The organism is Halobacterium noricense (assembly GCF_021233435.1).
GTDB classification, from domain to species: domain Archaea; phylum Halobacteriota; class Halobacteria; order Halobacteriales; family Halobacteriaceae; genus Halobacterium; species Halobacterium noricense.
The window spans coordinates 1135885-1158600 of record NZ_CP089468.1 but is presented as its reverse complement, the minus strand read 5'-3'; the positions used below and the strand labels follow the sequence as shown (position 1 = coordinate 1158600).

General features: G+C 56.6%; 15 protein-coding genes. 11 read left to right on the top strand and 4 right to left on the bottom strand.

Features of this window, described 5'->3' with window-relative positions:
* Nucleotides 1-358 precede the first annotated feature (358 nt).
* On the bottom strand, nt 359-1444 hold the full coding sequence (locus LT974_RS06325; protein WP_232589870.1) for a hypothetical protein: 1086 nt from the start codon (nt 1442-1444) through the stop codon (nt 359-361).
* A 217-nt stretch (nt 1445-1661) separates the two neighbouring features.
* Here LT974_RS06325 and LT974_RS06320 point away from each other — a divergent pair, with 217 nt between their 5' ends.
* Nucleotides 1662-2921, top strand: a complete 1260-nt coding sequence (locus tag LT974_RS06320; RefSeq protein WP_232589869.1) for a DUF7094 domain-containing protein — start codon at nt 1662-1664, stop codon at nt 2919-2921.
* 465 nt (nt 2922-3386) lie between these two features.
* Here LT974_RS06320 and LT974_RS06315 read toward each other — a convergent pair whose 3' ends face one another.
* Complete coding sequence (locus LT974_RS06315; RefSeq protein ID WP_232589868.1) at nt 3387-5855, bottom strand: efflux RND transporter permease subunit; 2469 nt, start codon at nt 5853-5855, stop codon at nt 3387-3389.
* A 3-nt stretch (nt 5856-5858) separates the two neighbouring features.
* Nucleotides 5859-7484, bottom strand: a complete 1626-nt coding sequence (locus LT974_RS06310) for a COG1361 S-layer family protein (protein ID WP_408611698.1) — start codon at nt 7482-7484, stop codon at nt 5859-5861.
* A 428-nt stretch (nt 7485-7912) separates the two neighbouring features.
* Here LT974_RS06310 and LT974_RS06305 point away from each other — a divergent pair, with 428 nt between their 5' ends.
* The 4 genes from LT974_RS06305 to LT974_RS06290 all read left to right on the top strand — a co-directional run bounded on the left by LT974_RS06305 (nt 7913) and on the right by LT974_RS06290 (nt 11695).
* On the top strand, nt 7913-8554 hold the full coding sequence (locus LT974_RS06305; RefSeq protein WP_232589865.1) for a TetR/AcrR family transcriptional regulator: 642 nt from the start codon (nt 7913-7915) through the stop codon (nt 8552-8554).
* A 164-nt stretch (nt 8555-8718) separates the two neighbouring features.
* Nucleotides 8719-9894, top strand: coding sequence for a COG1361 family protein (locus LT974_RS06300; protein WP_232589864.1), 1176 nt, complete (start codon nt 8719-8721; stop codon nt 9892-9894).
* Nucleotides 9891-10556: an ABC transporter ATP-binding protein gene (locus tag LT974_RS06295; protein WP_232589863.1), complete on the top strand. Its 666-nt coding sequence runs from the start codon at nt 9891-9893 to the stop codon at nt 10554-10556. The genes LT974_RS06300 and LT974_RS06295 overlap by 4 nt, the downstream gene beginning before the upstream one ends.
* Nucleotides 10553-11695, top strand: a complete 1143-nt coding sequence (locus LT974_RS06290) for an ABC transporter permease (protein ID WP_232589862.1) — start codon at nt 10553-10555, stop codon at nt 11693-11695. The genes LT974_RS06295 and LT974_RS06290 overlap by 4 nt, the downstream gene beginning before the upstream one ends.
* A 34-nt stretch (nt 11696-11729) precedes the next feature.
* Here the strand turns inward: LT974_RS06290 and LT974_RS06285 are convergent, their stop codons facing one another.
* Nucleotides 11730-13364 carry a hypothetical protein gene (locus LT974_RS06285; protein ID WP_232589861.1) on the bottom strand — a complete coding sequence of 545 codons (1635 nt, stop codon included), beginning with the start codon at nt 13362-13364 and terminating at the stop codon, nt 11730-11732.
* Nucleotides 13365-13752: 388 nt separating this feature from the next.
* Here LT974_RS06285 and csg point away from each other — a divergent pair, with 388 nt between their 5' ends.
* The 6 genes from csg to LT974_RS06255 all read left to right on the top strand — a co-directional run bounded on the left by csg (nt 13753) and on the right by LT974_RS06255 (nt 22332).
* Nucleotides 13753-16659 carry an HVO_2072 family ArtA-dependent S-layer glycoprotein gene (gene csg, locus LT974_RS06280; RefSeq protein ID WP_232589860.1) on the top strand — a complete coding sequence of 969 codons (2907 nt, stop codon included), beginning with the start codon at nt 13753-13755 and terminating at the stop codon, nt 16657-16659.
* An 856-nt stretch (nt 16660-17515) separates the two neighbouring features.
* Complete coding sequence (locus LT974_RS06275) at nt 17516-18541, top strand: glycosyltransferase (RefSeq protein ID WP_232589859.1); 1026 nt, start codon at nt 17516-17518, stop codon at nt 18539-18541.
* 461 nt (nt 18542-19002) lie between these two features.
* Nucleotides 19003-19587 carry a glycosyltransferase family 4 protein gene (locus LT974_RS06270; protein ID WP_232589858.1) on the top strand — a complete coding sequence of 195 codons (585 nt, stop codon included), beginning with the start codon at nt 19003-19005 and terminating at the stop codon, nt 19585-19587.
* Nucleotides 19580-20773: a sulfatase gene (locus LT974_RS06265; RefSeq protein WP_232589856.1), complete on the top strand. Its 1194-nt coding sequence runs from the start codon at nt 19580-19582 to the stop codon at nt 20771-20773. Before LT974_RS06270 ends, LT974_RS06265 begins: the two co-directional genes overlap by 8 nt.
* A gap of 24 nt (nt 20774-20797) precedes the next feature.
* A complete protein-coding gene (locus LT974_RS06260; protein WP_136361172.1) occupies nt 20798-21964 on the top strand; it encodes an ISH3 family transposase in 1167 nt (388 codons plus the stop codon).
* Between the two features lie 209 nt (nt 21965-22173).
* Nucleotides 22174-22332: a hypothetical protein gene (locus LT974_RS06255; RefSeq protein ID WP_232589855.1), complete on the top strand. Its 159-nt coding sequence runs from the start codon at nt 22174-22176 to the stop codon at nt 22330-22332.
* Nucleotides 22333-22716: the final 384 nt, after the last annotated feature.

Genomic DNA, 22716 nt, shown 5'->3' with positions numbered 1-22716 from the left:
GGAGACAAAGCGCGGTGGTTAGGAGTATTGCGACGAAAATCGTGGACGCGTTTACCGGTCGCAGTGTGTCACGTATCATAGTTCGGAGACGGGGCGGTGGGCGTCCACAGTAAGGACGTTAGCCGGAGTACTGTAGCCGAATACTTGTCGTTGTCCATCTCCGGTGTGGACGCCTAACTTCCACCTTGCTCCCCAGTTGATTAGTTGATTGGAGTATTTGGTTGGGTAAATACTTTGGGCGACTCGCCTGTGGAACGCCCATCAACTGAAACGGACAATCCCCAAAAACCTGCCCATAGAGCGGGGGAAGCTTACGAACCCGGTACGGAGAACGCCCACGACTGGAGTCGTGGAGAAGTCACTGTCGACTGAAGATTGTGGCGGTCACGGCGACAAGAACGGCTATGAGGCCGACAGTCAGACCAAACCCGGGTCCATCTACGTCCGTCGTGGTCTGCGAGGTCGCTGCTGTCGGTGTCTCGCTGATTGGTGTGGAGATTGTTTCCGTGGACGTTTCGGGGGTTGGCTCGGGTGCAGAGGTGCTTGTAAGCGTTGTTTCTGCCGGTGTCGGTTCCGGCTGTTGTGTCGTTGATGTCCGAGCAACCGTCGTCGTGGAGGATGTAGTTCCACTGACATGCAGTCCAGTCGTCCAGCTGGCATCGTCGGCGGTCAAGCTGTCCACACCGCTAATGCGGACCGTGTAAATTCCATCATCCACATTCTCGAAGTCCAAGAGCCAGTAGGCAGTGTCGTTGCCTGTCGTGCCAAGACCTTGGGTCTCTCTGCTGAGGGTCGTTTCTGGAACGCCTTCAGGGATTTCAGCCGCTTGGGCGTCCGACGGCGAAGAGGACAGCACTTCGTGCTCAATCGTGATGCCTTCGCGCTGGTTGACCACGTCGATCTGAATATCCTCAGCTTGCGCATAATTCCAATCCGCAGTCACCAGCACGGGGTTATTGGTTGGAATCGCGGCATCCGCACCCATCTCAACCCCATTCTGGTTCCGTAGCGTCACCTCCGAAATGCGAGGCTCTTGAACACGAACTGTAAGGTCCGACGACGAGTACCGCCCGACGGTCTGGTCAGTTGGAATAGAACTGGCGAGATTAAGCAGTTCACCTTCACTCGCTCCCGACTCCCCCTCAAGCAGCGTGCCCGAGACTACTTCGCCTTCCGTGTTCCGCCAGACCTCGATATCATCTTCACCCTGAAACACGGTGTAATAGCTCCGATTGTCCAGAATCAGTTCCCCTGAGCCTGTTGCCGGATTCCACCGTCCACGCGGCGCTTTATCGGAAATATTCGTCGACTGTGCAGCGACGTCCACCACCTGCGGCGTTGGCTGGCTTGCCGTCGCTTGCACTGCCAGCAGACCTGCCCCAGCTATCGCCGTTCCGATCACCACGAGACTGACGAGGGCAGCTTGACGCCTTTGGACGTGCATATCTGGGTGGTGGAGCGCTGGGGCTGATATTCTTACGGGCGGACAAGGCACAATCTCACGCCCGGACATCACTCCCGGCACTGCTGGCGCCCAAACTCTCGCGCCTGAATTATGGCTCCGTGAACAGGGAGACAAATGCCCAACCAAAACCATCCTGCCAAAGGGCGAGAATAGTCGCTCCGCATCGTTTTTATCGACCGGGGGCGAACGCGTTCCTATGTCCCGCGTCCGCCCCGCCCTCGCCGCCGTCCTCCTCGTGGTTACCGCCGCGACGGCGTCGCTCGCCGTCGGTGGTGGCGTTGCCGCACCCGTTGAACCTGGTGATGACCCGGTCGTCGGCACGTCTCCTAATTCCGCCCGCGTCCTCCTGTTGGCCGAGGCGGACGCAGCGGAATACAGTGAACCGAACACGTCCGTGATGAGCACGCTCCAGACGGGCCACACAGCACTTTCCCTCGACCTTCAACGCAGGACAGTTGCGCAGCGACTCGACTCAACCGACAACCGGTCCGCTCGCCGCACCATCCTCAAGAATGCCATCAGTGAGGCCGCCAACCACGTCGACGCGCTCCGTGCTCGTGCGACGACCGCCCAACGGGCGTACATCAACGGTGACATCACGGCCGACGAATACGTCCGCAGATTAGGCGTGATTCACGCAGAAGCCGGTAGCCTCTCTGCATCACTCGGTGGGTCATCCACGCTACAATCGTTGTACACGTACGCCTACGACGACGGGTTCTCCGAACTTGGCATCCAAGTGTACCGCCTCCGAGCGCAGTTGGCGACCGTCGAGGGACCGGTTCGCGAGCGCGTCGCGGACGTCCTACAAGGCAACCGGGATCGGATTCGCGTCCACGTGACTGCAGGCGACGGCGTCATGCTCTCGACAATCGACGATGGCAGTTACATCCGCGAGACCGTCCGCCCTGACAACGTTGAGGAGACCCTCGGCGGCGACATCTCCGACGCGCCGTCGGTCATCCAGCGACAGTACCCATGGGTGTCGAATCACTCGACATCGACAAGCATCGAGACCCGCGGCAGCGGGTACGCCTTCTACTACACGGCGAACTACGGCCACGGCCAGATTTCATCGTATATTGACACGACGACCGAGCGCGTCTACGCGGAGAACCACCGGCAGACGCTCGCCCAACTTCCCATCGAGATCGAAGGCCAACATGCCACAACCAGCGCGATGCTGTCTACGTCCCGAACCTACGCCGGCGGCCCGCTACTCGTGCAGGTTGAGAATGAGCGCGGCGACCCGTTGGATACGACCGTATTGCTAAACGGGACAGCCCTCGGCAACACTGGCAATGACGGCCGGCTCTGGCTGTTGAGTCCAGCCGGCGAGTACAGTGTCACAACGATGCACGACGGCACGACGCTTGAAGTCAACGTCACCGCGCGGCCGATCCCTGGAACAGTGCGGCCACCTGGATCCGCGTCTACATCAACTACTAATCTCTAGCAGTAAGGCGTTCGTAGGGACTCACGCTTCCGCCTGCGTTCAAAATCCCACCCCGTTTGAACTGCGAACGGTTCCCGCACGCTCACGACTTTGGCGGCTCTGCGAAGCAGAGCTTCTTGGTGGACGTGTTTTATAGAGACAACCGCAGGTTTTCGGAGTATTCCACCGATATCGATGAGTTCACGAACAAGCATGTTCCATGTCGCGGTTGCGTCTCTGTCAGCCTCGAACCCATAGCCGAGACGGGGACGTTCACGCACTCGGCGTAGCTTCTCGGTTTCGACGCTACACTGGCAGCTTTCGTCGTGGCCCTATTGGACCGCCATAAAGTGAGAGCTTTCGCACTCACGCTTGTGCTCAACATATTCGCAATCTCACTCTACGGCGTAAGGGCGCGTCGCGACTGCGTTGAATCGCGTTCAGATGTTCGTGAGCTCTTCGCGTGCGGTGAATCCCAGACGGGGGTTACTGGGATCGCAGTATTGCCAGTGGCTCGCTGTTGCGGTACCGCGACCATAGCAGCACTGCGGGCGGGAGTGCGACGATGGAGAAGATGAACGAGTACGCGACACTGATCGCCATCAGAAGCCCGAAGTCACCGAGAACGGGTGTGATGGCGAGTGCAAGCGCACCCGTACCGAGAGAGGTGGTTAGCATGCTGCCTAACAGCGCACCACCAGTCCCCGAAAGCGTGCGCACCATCGCCATGTGTGCGTCGGCACTTTCGTTGAATTCGTCGATAAACCGATGCGTCGTGTGGACGGAATACGCAATTCCGAGCCCGATTGAGATCGAGAGGATGGTCGCTGTTAACGCGTTCAGCGCCATGCCGAGATATCGCATGGTCCCAATTAGGTACGCAATCGAGATGAGGATGGGGAACACGTTCACAACGCCAAGCATCGGCTTCCGCTCTAACACCCCGTAGGCAATCACGAGGAAGATCGCTGTTAAGCCGATAGCAAGCACCAATCCCTCGATCGCGGATGCGAAGATGATCCCCGTCACGGCATCGAACACGACAACTTGTCCGGTCGCCGTTGCGGGATACCGGAAGTCCTCGGCAAACTGCCGGGTTGCATCGGCAGCTGCTGACTGTGAGGCGTCGGAGTCGATCGAATAGACGACTTGGGCTGCTTGTCGGTCTTCAGTCAGATACCGTGATGCTTGTTCGCTGGCGCTGGACGCAAACAGCACATCATAGATCCGCTCGAGGTTCTGATCCGGAATGCCGTTATCATTCTGGTCGTTTCGTGCGATGAGTTTGGCAAATTCGGGGTTCTGCTGGGCGTGGGATCGAATAACGGTGAGAATGCTTTGTGCTTGTGCCCCGCCACCAGGGCCGACGGCGAGCTCTTCGGGTGGCTCATCATTCGGGCTGGCAAGCGCTTCGAGCGCGTGATCTTCCTCAAATGACCCCTCGAAGTATATTGTCACCGATTGGTCTTGGTTCGTTGCGAATTTCTCTTCGAGTAAGTTCGTTGTTTCCGCGACAGTGTAATCACTGGGCGCGAACGGCTCCGGTAACACTGTCACATACCCTGGTTGTTCCTCGGGTGGAAGGAAGTCCTCCGTCTCGAAGGACGTGTCGACGCCGGCACCGTACGTCGCGGCAACACCGCCCGTTAAGAGTAAGACGAGGACGAATGCTGTTGGCGCGTACCGGCTTACAACAGCCGGCAGCGACAGTGCACGGCCGAGCGCAGAGCCTTCCGACGCAATCGGGTTCGAATTGAACTCGGGAACGCCCCACCGATCCCGGAGTTTGTCCACTTCAAGCTTTGCCGCAGGAAGGAACAGGCCGAAAATGAGGAACGTGAAAATGATCCCTGCACTTGACGCGATGCCCATGTTCCGAATCGGGCCGAGATCCGAGATCACGTTCGCGCCGAACCCGAACACGGTCGTCACAGTGACGATCACGAACGCGATCATCAACTGGTTGTTCGCTGTCCGCATCGCCTCAACCGGTTCGAAGCCCTGGACGGTTTCCTCACGGTAGCGGTTGATGATGTGAATCCCGAAGTCGACCCCGACTGCAAGCAGTAACACGGGGACGGAGATCATCTGTTGATTGAATGGAATTCCGGAGTAGCCGAGGAACCCAAACGTCCAGATGATAGTCATCAACAGGGCAAACAACCCCAACAGCAGGTCAATCGGGTCGCGATAGGCGACGATCAGGAAGACCAACAGGAGAATGACGACGACCGGCATCACGATAATTAGCGAGTCGCCGATGACGTTGCTCATCTCCGCGTTCGTGATTCCGGTCCCGAACGCGCGAATATCCCCGGGTTCACTACTTGCAAGCGACTGGATGGACATCTGGGTCGCAGTCAGATCATCATCCGTGTACCCCGGGGGGACGTCGTGGGAGACGGATGTGATTGACGCTGTCGCGGACACGGATGTCGGATTGAAGTCCTCCGAGATCACGCCCGTGAACCGGGAATTGCCTGAAAGGCTGCGGATCGTTTGCCGGATTTTGGTTGCCGATGCTGTTTCGAGGACGCGGCGCTGGTCAGCGACGGTGGTCGCTGAGGGGTCGATCGTTTGAGCGACAACCGTTGCGGGGCCGGTAGCCGACGCCATTCGGAGGTCTTCGCGGGTTTCGATCTCTTCGAGGAGGCGAATGTTTCGAACGAGCGCCTCCTTTGTGAGGACATTATCCCCGGTGTGGATGAGCTGCGTGGACTCCATTTCCGGCTGGAATGGGTCCTCGAACTCCGCGTTGACCGCATCGAGCGCCTGTTGTGCTTCAAGACCGTCAGTGAACGATTCGGTCGAATCGGTTTCAGTCGAGATCAGCCCGAAGCCACCGACAAACATGGCTGTGACGACGAGAAACGCTAACACGACTGCCCGCGGGCGGGAGACAATCGTGTCGTTGAGGCGTCTCGTCGCCGCCTCAATCCGGTCTCCGGTTCCCATCAGTTACTGCCTCCGGTACCACAGCACTGCTGCAGCCCCCCCGACAAGGACGACTGCACCGACGATTAGCGGTATCGGAAGACCGCCACCACTACTCTCCACGACGTCGATCGGGACGCGCATGGTGTCCGTCAACTGGCTGTTCCCGCGCTGGTCGTCGTACCGGAAGTCGAAGGAGATCGGGTAGGTCTTATCCGGTGTCGCCGAGGACGCCGCCGTCAGCTCGAAGGACACCGTGACGGTTTCGCCCGGCTCCATAGACTGGATGTAGCCGGTGTCTGCAGTACCGGTATCGAGTGGGTCGTCGGCGAACAGCCGCGCCTCAACGTCGGTCGCGGTCTCGTTCAGGTTGTTCGTCACGTCGACGGAGATCGTCCGTGAGCCACCCGCCTCGATCGTCTGTTCGGCGAGCTCAACGGTGAACTGGTCGCGTTCGGGCGCGACATCAGCACGGACGTTGAGCTTATCGTACGTTCGCCGGTCACCATCGGCGTTCCGGTAGTCAACGGCGAAGTCAACCAAGTTCGGGCTTGCTTCAGCGCTACTCGTGACTTCGATCGGCAGTCGGAACGATGCGGACTCGCCCGCGTCAAGCGACCCAACTGCAACAGACTCTTCGATCGGAACCATCGTCGTGGACTCGTCGGCGTAGCGGACGACGATACTATTTGCTGGCTGTGGGCCCTGGTTCGTGACGGTTCCAGTGATTTCGCCGTCCTCACCGACACGAAGTGAGGTTTCCACCTCACTGAACGCGAATGCTTGTTCGTCGATAGCGTCAACGCCGGCTGTCATCGGTTCTGATGACTGGCTGATTCCGTTCGTGTCCTCGTATTCGACCGTGAGGTCGAGCGTGTACCCACGTTGCGCCGCATCAGGCGCGAGGGAGATCCCGTAGGTCACGTTCCGTGTCTCGCCGGCTTCCCAGTCACCGACATAGGACGTTGCGCTTGGACCCCCGGAATCGAAGGTTAATGCGTTGCTACGAGAGGTTGCCCCGACCGTTGCTCCGCGAGCAATTTCTGCGCCCGTGTTTCGTAGCGTCATTGAGACGTCACTGTCATCGCCGATTTGGGCCGTGCCGCTGATGTCGACCACTTCGAAGCGGGCGTCGTCAGTTACCGCGACCGTAATTGACCCGGTACGCGTTCGCGTGAAGTCACTGTAATCCGCGCCGGATGCGTCATAGTCCACGGACCGAGAGAACTGGTATTCGTATTCTACCGGGATCGTGTATGTGCCAGGGTCAGCATCCTCGGCGATCGTGATAGGGACATCTACTTGGCTGGATCCAGTTGGGACGTTGCCGATTGAGAGTTCACCGGCTTGGACATCGATCGGTGCGTTGCTGTCGTCAAAGCTCATCGTCATCCCACGGGCAGTTGTTACGCGGTTTTCGTATTGGGATGGGCCGCCTTTATCGATGGAACCACGGTTTGTCACCGAAACACTGAGCTGGTCAGTTGTGCCAGCTGTGACTTCGCCAGTTGCCGTTGCGAAGGAGATGTCTGGCTGGCCGATTACTTGGCCGGATTCTTGGGCGCTTACCGCGCCAGGAACCCCCGCAATCAGGACGGAGCTAATCGTGAGTGCGACGACGATGACAGTTGTGAATCGATTCGTACTCATGGGCTAACTCTGGTGGTTTGAATGGATTTCATTGGTAGTAATTCGTGGGCGAATGTGTTGGTCAAACACGACTGCTGTTGACTAATCATTTAATCAGTCCCCAGTGGGCGATTATCAACCTACTGGTCTGCGGTGTTCGGTTATACTCATCGTCACTAATGCTTCCATACGTATGCTCGGCTCGACGATCCAACAGATATGTTGCTACCTCCCACCCTGTGAGGATCCCTCTGTAGTTCGTGCGGCCCTTCATTACAATGCAGGCTACCTGAAATACACTCGCATGACGCTACAATCGACGGATCGTACTTACTGAGTTACAGTACAGTTCTCATCAAACCCATGCCTACCGAACGGTCGGGAGACAATCAATCTTCTCATCTCTTCCAACCCACAAGCCCAAAGACTACGCTACGCAAAATCCAGCTATGGATATCGAGAGTCCATTCGAGGGACCTCCCGAAGACACCCGAGAGGAAATTCTCCGAGCGGCCTTTCTTGTTCTCCAGCAACACGGCTATAGTGGCCTGTCCATGAACCGAATTGCGGACGAAGTCGGCCTCCAAAAGGCATCTGTATACCACCACTACTCGGACAAAGACAGTCTCCTCCTGGCGCTCGTCGATTACGTTATCGAGGAAATCAAATATCGAACGGTTCAGCCAGATGGCACGGAGCCACTGCAGCAACTGCAGCGATTTATCGACCAAGTCGTCTTCGGACAGGAGACGTCGACGGAGTCGCCAACGTTATCGCCACCGTCCGAAGCGACGATTCAAGTCTTCATTCAAATCCGAGCACAGGCTGCCCACACCCAAGCATACCAAGCGAAGGTCACGAAGATCGACCAGCTCCACCAGAACCATATTGCGGATATCATCCAGCGTGGGATTGACGAGGGCGCGTTTCGTGACGTGAATGCAGACCATGTTGCAGCGGTGCTCACGACGCTTGCTACGGGAGTGCTGCTCCGTCGAGTCACGACAACAATCGATTTAGAGCCGGTTCGCAAAGCGACTCACGCATATCTCCGTGAAACTCTTCTTGAAGGAGGAACTGGGCAACACTAGACTGAATTATAGGATTATCTTCATTTGGTGCGTTAATGCCCCAATCGTACGGCACGCTAATGCTTGGGTGAGGTTGAACAATACATTTCAGTGGGAACTACGTAAACAGCGTATGTTGGTCCCGCCCACCTCCCGAAACGAGGATACCCCCGTGAGGTGCATGCATGATTGACAAGGCCCACCGGATGGGAGTTCTCGTCGCGATAGTTGTGCTACTCTCGACAGCAGCGTTTGCTCCGATAACAGCGGCTCAATCGACACCCAATTCCGATGCATCAGTCACGATTGGTGAGATTACAGTTGCCCCGAATGAACCGACCACTGATGCAGAAGTTATTATCACGCCGACCGTTACGAACTCTGAGTCGGCCGGTGGGAATGCGAGATTAACTGAAGTGAGTGTTCGTGGCCAGTCCAAGCTCAATTCTGCAGATAATCTCGGCCGGCTCGGCGGTGGCGACTCGATTGAAGTGCCGCTTTCACACACCTTCGAAGATCCTGGGACACACCGAGTTGTGGTCACGGCCCGTGGCACTAATCCGGACAGTAGCGTGTTCGTCGTTCAGAAATCGGTCTACATTACGGTCGAAGAACGTGCAACCGACGTCGGGGTCACGGCCAAAGCGCAATCGGTGAACGGTTCAACGGGAATTGCAGCAACGGTTACGCAGTATGGGACTGTGGCGATTGAATCCGGTGAGGTACAGGTGCGTGCCGATGGCGAAATTGTCGATCGCGCACCGGTGTCAAACATCTCCGGGAGCCAGTCACAGACAGTCTCCTTCGAAGGCGGTGATATCCCCGCGGGAGCGGTCACGGTTCGTGCACAGTATCGGCTTACCGACGAACAGCAGCCCCGAACGACGGATACAACTCTGCGGTATAATCCACAGCGAGCCGCGGAGATGGCGTTAACCGGGATTGAGACCACTGCTCAGGGAACGGCATACACGATTAGTGGTGATGCATCAAATCTAGGGAGTGGTGATGCAAACTCCGTACTCATCAATGTTGCGCCTACTGAGGGGTTGTCCTCAAACGGGGGTTACTTCGTCGGCTCCATCGAAACCAGCGAGTTCGCGACGTTCGAAGTAACGGTTACTGCCGAATCAACTGTTGACGAACTCCCGGTGCAAGTCAACTATTCCGTCGATGGGGAGCAATTCTCGGAGGTGGTTCCCGTTGATGTGTCCGAACGCGTGAGCAGCGATAGAAATGCGGCCCGCCAGCAGCCGCCGCAAAACGATACGTCAGGTGGCCTCCCGGTGACGGTTCTTGCGGTCGGGGCACTCCTCCTCGTTGGGCTGGCGGCAGTTATCTACCGTTGGCGTGTCCAATGAGTGTGATTCAGCTGGAGGATGTCGTCAAGCGCTATCAGAGTGGCGCTGAAACCGTCGACGCCCTGAAGGGCATCGACTTCCACGCCGATCGGGGGGAGATGGTTACTGTTGTCGGTCCATCCGGCTCCGGAAAGAGCACGATGCTCAACATGATCGGGTTACTGGATTCACCAACCGCCGGATCTGTATTCCTTGATGGGCGGGATGTTACTGACTTCAGTGAGGACGAACGCACGGAGGAACGACGAGCGGAACTGGGCTTCATCTTCCAGTCGTTCCACTTACTCCCGATGCTGACGGCCGTCGAGAACGTCGAGCTCCCCTCGATGTGGGATACGTCCGTTGACCGCCATGATCGCGCAATCGAGTTGTTGAAGCGGGTTGGTCTTGGTGATCGGCTCGATCATACGCCAAAACAGCTCTCTGGTGGCCAGAAACAACGCGTGGCAATCGCCCGCTCGCTCATCAACCAGCCCGATATTCTGCTCGCTGACGAGCCAACCGGCAACCTCGACCAAGATACGGGGCGGACAATTCTTGAGGAGATGACGCGGCTCAAAGACGAGGAAAACATCGCGATCGTTGCAATCACCCACGACAAGCAGCTAGAGCAGTATTCAGACCGAGTCGTTCGCATCGTGGATGGCGTGATTCAGTCATGAGTCTGCTGTCGCGATTTCCGAGCGTGTTGATGGCGTGGCGCAACCTCGGCCGAAATCGCGTTCGAACCGCCCTCGCGGCACTCGGCATCGTCATCGGTGTGATTTCGATCGCGTCGCTGGGCATGGCTGGTGTCGCGATCAACCAACAGGCAACCTCCCAGTTGGGGGACATCGCCAACGAGGTAACGATCACGGCCGGCGATGACAGTCCCGAGGACGGCGTCACGCAGGCACAGCTCGACGAAATAGAGAGTCTTGTCACCGATGCCGCGGTCGTCGAGCAGAAAACAAACGACACCGACGTCTCTTCGAGAGGGGAGGACGTCCGGGTGAGCGTCACAGGAGTGACGGAGGCGAGCGAACTCTATGACGTCTCCTCGGGTGAGGTCCCAGACCGATTGCAGACCGGAGCCTTACTCTCGAATAGTACGGCCCAAGAACTGGGGCTTGAACTTGGCGACCCAGTCGAGTACGATGGCCAGCTCTATCGGATTCGGGGATTGATTGAGTCTGACGGTGGCTTTGGATTCGGTGGTGGGCAGCTCGTGTTGCCGCTGTCAGCACTGTCTGATCAAGACCAGTATGATTCGGTGACGGTTGTCGCGGCAGGCGGCGACGCAGTCACGTCGATCGGTGATCGGCTTGACGCCCATTTCAACACGGACGGGCGGAATGAAGAAGAACTGCTGAGCATCCAGACAAGCGCTGATATCCAGGGTGGCATCACCACGTTCATGAATACGCTTGAGTTGGCACTCCTCGGAATCGGGTCAATCTCGTTGTTCGTCGCGAGCGTCGCGATCTTGAACGTGATGTTAATGAGTACGATCGAACGACGCGGTGAGATCGGTGTACTTCGGGCGGTCGGCATTCGTCGTGGCGAGGTCCTCCGCATGATTCTGACTGAGGCCGCATTCCTCGGTGTACTCGGTGGACTGGTCGGCGCACTCGGCTCGCTAGGCGTTGGTTTCCTCCTGTTTCGTGTGCTCACTGGCGACGCGATGGCCGTGTTGGCGTGGGAGAGTTCTCGGTATCTCCTGTACGGATTCGCGTTCGCGGTTGGTGCGAGTGTGATCAGTGGCCTCTACCCCGCGTGGAAAGCAGCGAATGATTCGCCTGTTGAGGCGCTTCGGGGCTGACCCGCCGCATCCTGCACGTTTCTTGACGACGAGACTAGTTTCGTCGTTGCTGGAAGGCGAAAACAGCGGCCAACAGCGAGATTAGCAGGGCGAGTGCGAGAGCGTGCTGGCTGATGAATGAGAGAACGCGCTGCGGGAGTGAGCCGGATTGTGATGGAACGGGGGCAATTGGGTCGGGAGACGAAACTGAACCGACTGTCGCCGTCTCTGTTTCCTCTTGTTGGGCGGGGTCGTCAATCGGCTCGGATTGTGATAATTCGATGGTCTTCGTATGCTCAGTGCCTGTTGTATCGAGAACGCGAACGCGAACCGCTGCGGGGTAGGATTCAGCATCAAGGTGTTCCTCGAAGGAGACAGCCTCGGTCACGCCGCCGCTGTAGACGGAGTTGATATCGATCGTGTCGCCATCTGGTGTTAACGTTTCTACGCGCACGCGGGAGATTTGTCCATCATAGACCTCGCCTGCAGCTTGAATCGTCCGGGGACCAACTGATCCGGACTGCGACCGGTTAAACCGGATTTCAGGTGTGACAAGCTCTGTATAGTTAACTGATGTTTCTTGCATCGCTGTGTTGCCAGCGTGGTCGGTAGCGATAAGCGTGATATTCTTCGTCCCATCACGGACCTCTACTGTCGGAGTAACGATCCGATTGACGGCTTGTTTAGTCGGCTGTCGTTCTGTGTATAAATACTGTTGCCCGGAGCCATTCTTCGGACCAGCGCGGTACCCGACTGACGCTAAGCCGACTCGGTCTTGGGCTGTGGCGTTGATTCGAACGGCGGAACGCGTTGCAACCGGGTGGTGCTCAAGCACCGAAATATTTGGTGGTGCATCATCCTCTACACGGATCTGCGTTTCGTACTCACGAATGTGGCCATATTCGTCACGAAGTTCGATTCGCAGCGTATTCACACCACTACCCACATCCGGCTGGACCGGGCCGAGACGGAGATGTTGCGAGAGAGTTTCGTTAGGCTCTGTGATCTCGATGCGAGTCGTCGAATCTTCTGGGCTGCCACCATACTGATAGCTGTACCGCTGCTCAATTATAACACGAGAGACGTCTGACTGGTCGTGTATCTTCGCGTTCAGCTCAACGCTAGATTGATTTAGCGTGTATGAGTTGTTTAACTGCTCATAGCTTCCGTTTTCACCGACGAATCCTGCAGAGATCGGTGATTCGAACGTCAAGAGTGGCGCTGCCGAATCTTCTGTAACGGTCGCGGAATACGTCGTCGTCCCGGTCGTCGTTCGCATGACGATGGAGAGGTCGTGCGTCCCGGAATCCAAGTTGAGTGTCGTTTGCTCAGTAAATGAACTAGCATTCGGCACGTACGACCGGCGGGTCTCGTCATCGATACGAACGGAAATAATTTCAATCGGTGCATCACCCGTGACATCCAAGTGTAACTGCGGGTTATTCGTCGTTGTGCGCTCACCCCCAGCGGGGAGCTGCGTCCCAGCCACCGTCACAGAGATATTTGGGGAGGTCGACTGCTGGTTGTTCACGTGCGCGCCCGCATCAACTTCGTGCTCGGTTGCCTGCTCTGAGTGTTCGATTGCCTGGGCTGGGGGTGCCGCCCCAACTGCTGGAATCCCCGCCGCAACCACGAACAAGCAGGCAATAACCGGGAAGATACGCAGAAGTCCCGCGTTCATGCGTCCCATTATAGGCTGGGTTGACTCGCATCCACATTGAAACTATGTATTAGGTCGCGGTCATGAGTATGGGATGCTTCGCACGCGAACGGGAAAACATACTAACTGACAAGAGGAGTAGCAAGGAAGCAGTGCCACTATGTGGATATTGGCGCACATGAGGTCACTACACCGCATTCGATGGCGTCGAGTGTTCGCCGATACTGCCTCGGATCCTCTTCATGTCGTAGCTACGGCGACTGCAGAATACAGAAAGCATTTACCAACGGATGCACTTAGATTCGGGTACCCCTACCCGAACGGCGGCTGTGAAAACCCCCGATTCACCGTTTCGGCGGAATCAGGTGGAAGCTGTCGTCTGGTCCGACTGGAACCGATCCAGTCACGAAGACAACACATGACTGATACAACAAATAAGCTCCGCGCGGTCTTCCTGACTGCGCTGATGATCGGCTCCGTATTCGCAGCCGGCATCGCGTTCACAGGAACTGCCGCCGCGGCAAATGCCTCCAGTCCGGAGAACATCCAGGTTGGTGGGCAGAACAACATTGATCTGAGTACAACCAAGCAAACAGAGGATGTCACATTCGACATCAGCAACCTGAACCCGGACAACTCCGGTCAAACCGTCGAATTCACGGTGTCCCTTGACGCCGCTAACTTCGAATTCAGTGACGCTAACCAGGTTCAGGTTAGTAACGATGTCTCGATTAGCCAGAATGAGCAGGTGAACACTGACGGCGAAATCACGTTCAACCTGCAGCCCGACAGCAGTGGTGTCGACGCCGGCACGATCACCGTTGATGGTGCCGTCATCGACGCGTCCGCTGCTAGCGCTGGTGCTTCTTCTGACCTGACGGTTTCCGTTGAAGACTCTGGCGCAAACGATGACAGTACGTCCTCTGCCACCCGCTCCAGCGCGGTGACGGTTATTGAGTCGACTGGCCCGGCAGACGGTCGCTCCGACGACGTTGACGTCGGCGACGGCAAGTACGAGACCGTCGGTCCGAACTCGACCGTCTACCAGGGTGAAGGTGACCTTGAGTTCGTGAACGACGTGAGCGCAAGTAGCTTCGAGCGTGCAAGCGGCGCCGACCAGGGCGTCCCGCTCGCGATGCCGATCCCCGAAGACCAGACGACGGGCACCTACGACGGTCCGTCTCCCTTCGGTGACGGCGGCCTGACCGTCTCGACGCCGCGTGTGACGACGCTCGAAGTCCAGAACAACGCCGAGTCTGACGTCAGCGGCGGGATTCTGAACACGCAACAGCAGGACGCCTCGGTTTACGTCGAGTACAACTACGACAACGCTGAAGACATCGAGCTGACCGTCGAAGACGAAGACGGCCTTGATGTCACCGACGAAATCGTCGATAACACCGACACGATGAACGGCGACGGTCGCATCGACATCAACCCGAATGCTGTTGACGCCGGTGAGTACACGTTCACCGTCGAGGGCGCTGACGACCTCGACTTCGGGGACGCCACGGAGACGGTTTCCGTGACGATTTCGTCCTCGCAGACATCGACGCTGAGCCTGGCGTCTGAGGAGGTCGTGCAGGGTGAGAACCTCCAGTACACCATCGAAAACAGCCCGGAAGGCAACTTCCACGCAGTCACGATCGACTCCGGCGACTTCCGTGATGTCTCCGTGAGTAACATCACGAACATCATGCGGAACGTCGGTGACACCAGCGAAACCGGTATCGTCGACACTGACGGGAACGTTTACGCCGCTGGTGATGACCTCTCCAGTGTCAATAGCATCGACGACATCGACTACACGTACGGAATCGTCGAAATTGACGGCGGCAACGGTGTCGGGTCCATCGAGACGCAGTACCTCGATGACTCGTCCGTCGACATCGACCTCTACGAAGCCTCCGGTGGCTACGCAGATGACGGCACCCTCTCCGACTCCGGCACCAACCCGCTCGCTGACGCTGAAACCGACGACGATACGTCGTTCGACGTGACCGAGGGCGACGTTTCGCTTGACAGTCCCTCCGGTGCGTACGTCGTTGGCTCTGAAGTTGACGTCAACGGTACCGCGAACGAAGGTACCAACGAAGTCGCAATCTACGCTCGCGACAACAACGACTTCCAGCTCGTCCGCATCGACGGTGATCGGACGATCGAAGTCGACAGCGACAACACCTTCGAAGAGGAGGACGTCACAATCTCCGAGGGCGACTACGGCAACAACCTGCTTTCGCTCCCGGGCACCTACCGTCTGGGCGTGATTGACGCGACCGACGCCGACACTGACGATGATAGTGACGGCGAGGTCGACAATACCCTGTCGACATCCGACTTCAACAGTGGTATCAGCAGCACGTCCTCGCTGACGGTGACTGACACGGAGCTGAACGGTTCGTTCACGACGTACAACGGCCAGATCGCGACGGAGGACGGCCAGATTGACGTCGAAGGGACCGCACCCGGTCAGGACACTCTCGTCGCCGCATTTGTCGACTCCCGCGGGAACGTGGGCGCAGAGACGGTCTCCGTCGATAACGACGGAACCTTCGACAAGGAAGACATCCAGCTGGTTGACAGGAACGGGAACCCCCTGAGTGAAGGGACGGTTTCCGCGCACCTCATCTCGCCTGGTCGCGACGACACCTTCGGTGAAGACTACAGTCTCGAAGAGAATACCGTGAGTGACTTCGCGGATCAGATCGAGAGTTACGGAAGCGGTTCCAGCACGGGCAATCAGGTCCGTGACCGCATCCTCGCGAATACGGTTGACGACACGGCCAGCGACGACCTGATCGTCACCCAGAACATCCGTCTTACGTCTGGTCTCACCACCATCGAATCGGTTGATGGTGTCGAGGCTGGCGGGACCCTCACAGTTGAGGGGCAGACGAACCGCAATCCCGACGACAACACCATCACGGTCGAGCTCCTCGACCAGGATGGTGACTCGATGACGCTCGCAAGCACGGAGGAATGGGGCACTGACGGTCAGTGGTCCGTTGAGATGGATCTTGCGAACGTCGAACCTGGCGAGTACACGCTCGAAGCCTCCGACGGTGACAACACCGACCGTCAGGACATCGAGATCGTCGAGGAAGTCGAAGAGACGACGACGGCTCCGTCGACCACGGAAGCTCCGTCGACCACGGAAGCTCCGTCGACCACGGAAGCTCCGTCGACCACGGAAGCTCCGTCGACCACCGCAGCTGAGACGACGGAACCCTCCGGCGAGTCCGGCGGCGGCATCCCCGGCTTCGGCATGGGCATCGCGCTCATCGCCGTCCTCGGTGCTGCCCTGCTGGCACTCCGCCAGAACTAACGCAATACGACCTGACCGCCCGTAAGGCGGTCACTTAACTCACCCGTATTTTCTTTCGCGTACCAAAGCTTGACAGCAGCAGCGCTAGCATTACTCAGCGGCTGATTTAGCCTGTCACAGAGGGTACAAACAGAACCGGGACAGTATCTGCGCGGGCTAACTACCGGAAGTACAACGGCTTCCTAGAGCCACCAGTAATTTTGAGTGGACAGTCGGAACCGACAGAGCCTCAAAGTAGTTATCCGATTCACCAGGTTGGAGTAAATCTTAACGCTCGGCATATGACTCGATTGCCTCAATATACAGTTCAATCACTTGCCGACACTGCATCTGGCATCCCCCGTAGTATCTGACCTCCCGAGAAGTACGTCACGGATCCTAGGTAATGCTCCAAAAGGGGCGTCACCAAGAGGTCTTGCATTGCCTGCAATATCCACATAGAACTGTCCCGCAGGACAGTACGAACAAATGAACGTGGTCATCGCAGGCACAAACGCCATGTCATACCACGCGCAACGCCCGAACCTCTGGAAAGGACAACTTCACCGTAGATATTGATGACCCTAAGCGAATCTACTAAGCTCACAGCGTCGAGAACCGTAGATTAGGACGGTCCAACACAGAAGCCCCAACGTGTGGATTTCTCATCCAAGAACTAAGCAACTCAAAATCTCGTTACTGTAAATCCGCATTCCCGAGCAAAGATATTCGCTGCTTCTCAAATGCCCCGAAATAACCATAGTCTTGCTGAGGGTTGTAGGCGTTCGTTCGTGATTTTCAGTAAGCAGTTCCGTCTTATCCGAATTCCCTCTTGGCACCGATGGCTTTAGCACCACTGGAACCGGATATCTAAATAATGAAGGCGGTAGTAGTTCACGATGGAACCATCCATCCAGGGGGGGCGGTTAAAGTCGTAACTGAAGCCACCGAGGCCCTTGATGCCGATCTTTACGTGGGGTTTTCCGGAAAGGATAGAGATTGGTGGACCGATAAAATCCCGAACGAGGTTTCGATTATACGAACTACATCACGAAGTGGAACATTAAACGACATCCGAACTGTTCGATCGATGCTCAACCTAGATTTGCGTGAATACGATGTCGTCGTCACAAGTGGTCCGGCAACAAAATTCTTCCAGCCTTACGACGACCAGGTCCATGTCCATTACACTCATCACCCACCCCTCGCATCCTTATGGTTCACCGGCGGCTTGTTTTCCTACCTCGTTAAGACGATTGATCGGGTTGAAACCTCTGCTATTCCTCACCTACTTGCGAATAGTGAACTGACTGCCACCCGGGTTTTTCGGCATTACAACCGCGAAGTAGACCGGATAATTCCGCCACCAGTCGACGTTACAGCCTTTTCACCAGATGCTAACCGTACGGAGAACCAATTGGTGATGGTGGGTCGACTTGAAGAGCGAAAGCGGCCGAGGGTTGCTGTAGATGCGATGCGGAGGCTCCCAGAATATACGCTCAAATTGATTGGAGATGGGCCGCTTCGTGGAGAAGTTGAACGTGATGCTCCATCGAACGTTGAGATTCTCGGATACGTCGACGACGCAACGCTTAGACGGACGATCGAAGAGAGTGTCGCCGGTGTATTTCTGGCTGAACGAGAAGATTTCGGAATCACACCAATCGAGTACATGGCAGCGGGGACACCAGTTGTGGGAGTCGACGAGCCAAATACGAATAATCAGGTCGATGAAGAAACTGGGGTCCTTGTCAAGCCAATACCTGAGGATGTCGCGGAGGGGATTCGATCTGTTGTCCAGAAAGATTGGAACCATCGAGAAATTCGAACTAAGGCAGAAAAGTATAGTGCAGGGCGGTTTCGCACCGATATCCGGAGTTTCATCGAAACAGTGTGTTTTTAATGGCTCCTTGCCAGGGTACGACTGTCGAAATGGTTTGTCCGGGTCATGAGATACAGCCGCAGCCAGTTTTTCTTTACTACGACCCACATCCGGTTCATGAAAAGATGGCATCCTACATAGGTGCCGAGATGGTGCAGTGTGAGACTGGTCGCCCAACAAACCGGGTTCACGCAGGTCGAACGCACAACTTCGGAAACCGTCCCGTTCTTCTCGAAGGCGGTGTCCCACTTGCCGAAGGAGCAGTCTTGAAGGCGTTTGGAACGTCTGGGCCAGTTATCGCTCTTGGTGCAGACTCAACATACCACGATCTAGTCGACCCGATGCCGAGTCGCAGTCGGTTGAGTCGACTCACCCACCGTTTTGCACAGCGGTTTATTGATGGAACGCTCGCAGTGAGTGAGCGGATTGCAACGATTGCGGACCGTTTTACCAACGGTCCGGTCCGAGTCACACATCCATTCGTGGAGGACGAACGATATTCGAAACTACGAGAGGTGAATCCGTCACTTGAGGACCCGCGAATTATATGTGTCGGGAAATATCGAGAGAAAAACGGACAGGATATACTGGTTGATGCTGTCGCAGAAACTAGCGTTGGGGTGACAGTCGACTTCGTCGGGCCAGACACGACCGACATCGTAGAGTCAGAGCAAATAGTGACTCACGGCTTCGTAAGTGAGCAGCGACTGATCGAGTTGTTCGAGTCAGCATCCCTAATGGTGTTCCCGGCACCGGTTGGGGCATTCCCAGTCGCGACACTAGAAGGGCTCTGCTCGGGGCTACCGGTTGTCACAACCCCTGGCGTCGGGACAGCCGCTCTGGTTCGTGGTGTAAACCCGCGTCTCATCGCCGACCCAACACCGTCAGACATGGAGCGTGCGATCAACTGGTATTTTGCGCTTCCACATGAACAACGAGTTGAACTCAGCCACCGTGCTTCCAATTATGGGTCCGGCTTCGACGAAAAAACAGGGCTAGACGCCTTCGCGTTTGAGTTCGCCAATCTGCTTAATGACTTAGGATACGACGCAACAAATAATGCCTGAAAACCAGAACATCATTTTGGTATCGTGGGATAGCGTCCGTGCAGACCACTTACCACTGTACGGATACGACCGAGAGACGACTCCTACCCTAAGTCAGATAGCTGAAAATGGATTGGTGTTCGATGACCCTCAGGTCCCAGCTGTCGGGACGCCTGCAAGTTTCACGGGGATGTTCTCCGGGGAACATGCGAGCGGGAGCATGGAGTACCCGAACCCCAAACATTGGCGAGAAGCAAACGCAAACCGGAAATTCATCCAAGAATACCTACAGGAAGAGGGGTATTATACTGGAGGGTTCCACTACAACGCCTTAGTAAGTTCCTCCTTTGGCTGGAATCGTGGATGGGATATTTACGAGGACCATATGTGGGATGAGGATGATAGCACAGACTCCGGATGGAAGAAAAACGTCTACGAAGCCCTTCAAAAAGTAGACCTAGCGAACTTCGCCGTCGATTTCAAACGAATGGCTGGCGGGAAGGAGCCACCACATTGGGAGCAGATGTGGGATGATATTGCAGAATTTGTAGAAGAAGCACCAGAGCCATTCTTCCTGTGGGTGTTGCTAATCGACACTCATCACCCGTACTATCCACCCACAGAATATCACGAATGGGAGCAACCTGGCGTCCGTTCGACGTATGCATGGAATTACGCTATGCGTCGCTACCGAACCTTGGTTGGTGAACGCCGTCAGAATATAATCAACGCGTACGATAACACGATCAGGTACGCGGACGCGTTTGTAGAGGAACTCCGTGAGAAACTTGCCGATGAAGGCTACGGTGAAGAACCGCTGATTGTCCATAGCGACCACGGCGACGAGTTTGGCGAGCATGCGAACTACGGACATCGACCACTTATGTATGATACAGTTACGCGCGTGCCACTCGTCATGGAGAACGTTGAAGAGACCGGACGGATAAGCGGTCCTACGTCGCTACTTGATCTCGGAAGTACTATTCTGGATATTGCTGGTTCAGATGAGCGACCAGGTGCCCGCCCTTCATTACTGAGCGACGAACGCGTTGATCGTGATGTCGTAACCATTCAGAATGTGATGGAAGATGGCGAACGGATGGCTGCCGCTGTAGGCGAGGATTGGAAGGTGATATATCACCCTGAGGGCGACTGGGGTGCGAAGGAATTCCCAGAGGAAAGTTCAGTACATCACAAAGCCGCTTAGTTAGAACGTCTGCTTGCTGAAGGTGTGTCTACGACCCAGCAAGCAGACAGTGAGATTCACGAGGACCAGCTTCTTAACTTTCTCGTCAACACCCTTGAGGAGGAAGTTCCGCTTTCCTTAGCCAATAACGCTGAAATCACTACTGAGGGCATCTATGAGGTCCTCGTCGGCGCTTGCGCCGACGGGACCTCTGTCTCTACGCTCTGTGCGTCGAGTCAGAACGGCCCCGCTGCCAACACGATCCTCTACCATCTCCGGACGAAGTTCGAGCCCAAACGGCTCGAACGAGTCGCTAACACGCTTCTTCGACGAGATATCGTCGAACTGCTTCCTGAGCAGGTGGAGGTCTGCGCAGACCTCCACCTGCGGCCCTACTACGGTGATGAAGACGACACGGAGAACCTCTATCACTCGGAAGCCAAGCGTGGAACCACCGCATTCCACGCCTACGCCACACTCTACGCGCGTGTGAAGAACAAACGATATACGCTGGCGGTGCGCCGTCTCGAAGACGGCGACACCGCCAGCAGTGTCCTCGCTGAGTTTCTTGGTGTACTCGACGGCCTTGACGCCGATGTCAAGGCCGTCTACCTTGATCGCGGATTCTACGACAGCAAGTGTCTCACGCTGTTGCAGGCGCACAACTACGCCTACGTGGTCCCGATCATTCAGTGGGGGAAGACGATTCAGCAGGAACTTGCGGAAGGGTGGAGTCGCGTCATTCAACACGATCTGACGGGGAAACTCGACGGTCACAGCTGGACCGTCGAGTTTCCCGTCTACATCGACTGTACGTACCTGAACGGACGGTACGACGACCACGGTGTGGCGCGTCACGGCTACGCCGCTGACGCGCCGTTTATCGAGACACCACGCCAGGCTCGATACCATTACTCGAAACGCTTCGGTATCGAGTCAAGCTATCGCTTGTCCGAGCAAGCGATAGCGACGACAACGACGCGAAACGCGACGGTGAGACTTCTGTACGTTGTGGTGAGTCTGCTCTTGCAGAATGCGTGGCGGTATCTGCACTACGAATACGTGGCGACGCCGCGCCGAGGCGGGCGTCGCCTCTGGTGGTGGCCGTACAAGGAGTTCGTGAATATGGTTCGGCGGGCTGCGTGGACGGCCCTCGCGGTGCGTCGGGCCGTCCCCGCGAATCGGCCACCTGACGACCGGTTCCACCGGTAGTCACCGACCGAGCAAGCTCCCTTCAGGAGTGGCAACGCTGTCGCGTCGGCGGCTGACTGCCGCCGACAGCGACAGCTCCCTCTTCGATCAGCGTTGCTCGACCGTTACTGACGACTCATCACAACAGAACAGATGGCTCAGGTCAGGCTAACTGGCGATGCTTTGTGAGGTACTGAAGTTGGGAAGCCTACGACCGGTCCACCGATCCGATGGAACGGAACGACTGTTGGGGAGACCACCCGGTCGAACTTGAGGAGGCACTGAAGGAGCAACTAAAATCCGACGTTTCAGACGTGGGAGCTGGGAGCAACGAGAACCTTGACGAGGAAACAGAGGATCGACTGCGAGAACTGGGATACATAGAATGACTGAGAGGACTGGACTTAGAGCGAAAATCGATTATGCTGTGAGCGAGCTACGAGAGAACTGGAATAACTCAATGTGGTGGCGCCACCGGATTGGCGCACGGATTGTAGGCCCGTTCCATACAAACATATGGCCGACGCGCTCCGATAGCACTTACGTCCTCGAAGAGGATTGGGACGTGCTTATCGTACTGGACGCTTGTCGCTCCGACCTATTCGAGGAAGTAGTGGACACGTCTCGTTTCGATAGCTATCGTAGTGTTAAGAGTCCCGGCAGTCGTACGCCTGAGTGGACGCGGGAGAATTTCGAAGGTGAGCAACTCGGCGACACTGTTTACGTCTCTTCGAACGGTTGGGTGTCTGATGTTGCCAGTGAGACGTTCCACG

What these genes read in the sequence shown, in the direction of transcription:
- LT974_RS06325 (WP_232589870.1), bottom strand. Translation starts at nt 1,444, where the DNA reads ATGCACGTCCAAAGGCGTCAAGCTGCCCTCGTCAGTCTCGTGGTGATC.
- LT974_RS06320 (WP_232589869.1), top strand. Translation starts at nt 1,662, where the DNA reads ATGTCCCGCGTCCGCCCCGCCCTCGCCGCCGTCCTCCTCGTGGTTACC.
- LT974_RS06315 (WP_232589868.1), bottom strand. Translation starts at nt 5,855, where the DNA reads ATGGGAACCGGAGACCGGATTGAGGCGGCGACGAGACGCCTCAACGAC.
- LT974_RS06310 (WP_408611698.1), bottom strand. Translation starts at nt 7,484, where the DNA reads ATGAGTACGAATCGATTCACAACTGTCATCGTCGTCGCACTCACGATT.
- LT974_RS06305 (WP_232589865.1), top strand. Translation starts at nt 7,913, where the DNA reads ATGGATATCGAGAGTCCATTCGAGGGACCTCCCGAAGACACCCGAGAG.
- LT974_RS06300 (WP_232589864.1), top strand. Translation starts at nt 8,719, where the DNA reads ATGATTGACAAGGCCCACCGGATGGGAGTTCTCGTCGCGATAGTTGTG.
- LT974_RS06295 (WP_232589863.1), top strand. Translation starts at nt 9,891, where the DNA reads ATGAGTGTGATTCAGCTGGAGGATGTCGTCAAGCGCTATCAGAGTGGC.
- LT974_RS06290 (WP_232589862.1), top strand. Translation starts at nt 10,553, where the DNA reads ATGAGTCTGCTGTCGCGATTTCCGAGCGTGTTGATGGCGTGGCGCAAC.
- LT974_RS06285 (WP_232589861.1), bottom strand. Translation starts at nt 13,364, where the DNA reads ATGGGACGCATGAACGCGGGACTTCTGCGTATCTTCCCGGTTATTGCC.
- csg (WP_232589860.1), top strand. Translation starts at nt 13,753, where the DNA reads ATGACTGATACAACAAATAAGCTCCGCGCGGTCTTCCTGACTGCGCTG.
- LT974_RS06275 (WP_232589859.1), top strand. Translation starts at nt 17,516, where the DNA reads ATGAAGGCGGTAGTAGTTCACGATGGAACCATCCATCCAGGGGGGGCG.
- LT974_RS06265 (WP_232589856.1), top strand. Translation starts at nt 19,580, where the DNA reads ATGCCTGAAAACCAGAACATCATTTTGGTATCGTGGGATAGCGTCCGT.
- LT974_RS06255 (WP_232589855.1), top strand. Translation starts at nt 22,174, where the DNA reads ATGGAACGGAACGACTGTTGGGGAGACCACCCGGTCGAACTTGAGGAG.